The sequence below is a fragment of the Acinetobacter sp. 148 genome (assembly GCF_031196675.1).
Lineage (GTDB): Bacteria > Pseudomonadota > Gammaproteobacteria > Pseudomonadales > Moraxellaceae > Acinetobacter > Acinetobacter baumannii.
Window position 1 is genome coordinate 1 of the sequence record NZ_JAVIMT010000010.1, and the last position, 1,320, is coordinate 1,320.

The following is a 1,320-nucleotide window of genomic DNA, read 5'->3' on the forward strand; positions in this document are numbered from 1 at the left end:
AAACACACTCATCAGGAGTTTACCATGAGCAAGAAACACAAGACTTACACCACAGAATTTAAAGCTGAAGCCATCAAATTAATTGAAGCCAATCAAGGCAATGTCTCGGAAACAGCCAGACAACTTAGCATTTCAATGCAAACTCTTTCAAATTGGAATACCAAAGCAAAGGCTGGAACTTTAGCAGGTACAAAACAGTATTCACCTGATCTAAACGCTCTACTCGAAGAAAATAAAAAACTCAAACAACAGCTCAAAATAGCTGAAATGGAACGTGAATTTTTAAAAAAGGCAGCAGCGTACTTTGCCAAAGAAAGTCAGTAAGGTACGCCTATATGAAACAAAAAAGATATTCTTTTCCAATTACCTTAATGGCTCGATTACTTCATGTTTCAGTTTCATGTTTTTATGATTGGCTCAAGAGAGGCGTGAGCAAAAGAACGATTCAACGAAATCAACAGACGATATTGGTGAAAATAGCCCATGAGGAGACAAGGCAGAGCTATGGTTATATTCGATTAACCAAATACTTACAAGCTCAGGGTATAAAAATGAGTATGTACGCTGTACGTCAGATAAAAGCGCTGAACCACCTGTATTGTAAGCGACACAAGCGTTTTAAAAGGACTACGAATAGTGACCATAATCGAGCGATCTATGAAAACCTGCTGGAGCAACAATTCTCAATGACTAGACCAAATCAAGCATGGTCAAGTGATATTACGTACATATGGACTGTTGAAGGATGGCTGTATTTAGCAGCGGTAAAAGACCTTTACACGAAGCAAGTGGTTGGCTATAGCTTAAATGAGCGCATGACAACACAGCTTGTTTGTAATGCGCTAAATATGGCTATTCACAATCAAAAACCAACCAAAGAACTGATTGTGCATTCAGACAGAGGAAGTCAATATTGCAGCCATGAATATCGAAATATACTTGAGCAATATGGTTTTCAAGGTTCAATGAGCAAGCGCGGAGACTGTTACGATAATGCACCGATTGAAAGCTTTTGGGGAATACTGAAAAATGAGTTAGTGCATCATTACAACTATCAAACCAGAGAAGAAGCCAAAGCAGATATTATAAAATACATTGAGTTATTTTATAATCATCGAAGAATTCAAAAGGGTTTGGGTTTTAAGACACCAAATCAAATGGCCGAAGACTTTTATAAATTGGCTGCCTAGAATCTCCCAAGGGAAAGTCTCCTGATAATTCAGCGTATATCACAAAGCCCGCAGCACAGACAAAACTCACTTGCCAAGAATAGCCATAGATCAAGCCTACAGCCGTTAACCCCAATGAACAGGCACTAAG

The 1,320-nt window shown here is 38.6% G+C and carries 1 protein-coding gene and 1 pseudogene; one reads left to right on the plus strand and one right to left on the minus strand.

Going from position 1 to position 1,320, the window contains the following annotated elements:
• Positions 1-24: 24 nt before the first annotated feature.
• Positions 25-1,190 (plus strand): IS3-like element ISAba22 family transposase gene (locus RFX69_RS01615; RefSeq protein ID WP_085940844.1). Its coding sequence is split into 2 segments (ribosomal slippage): positions 25-283 and positions 283-1,190, totalling 1,167 coding nucleotides; the frame shifts between segments, so codons are not numbered across the junction.
• Here the strand turns inward: RFX69_RS01615 and RFX69_RS01620 are convergent.
• Positions 1,141-1,320, minus strand: a pseudogene (locus tag RFX69_RS01620) (hypothetical protein); the annotation flags it as partial. The gene RFX69_RS01615 and the pseudogene RFX69_RS01620 sit on opposite strands and share 50 nt — an antisense overlap.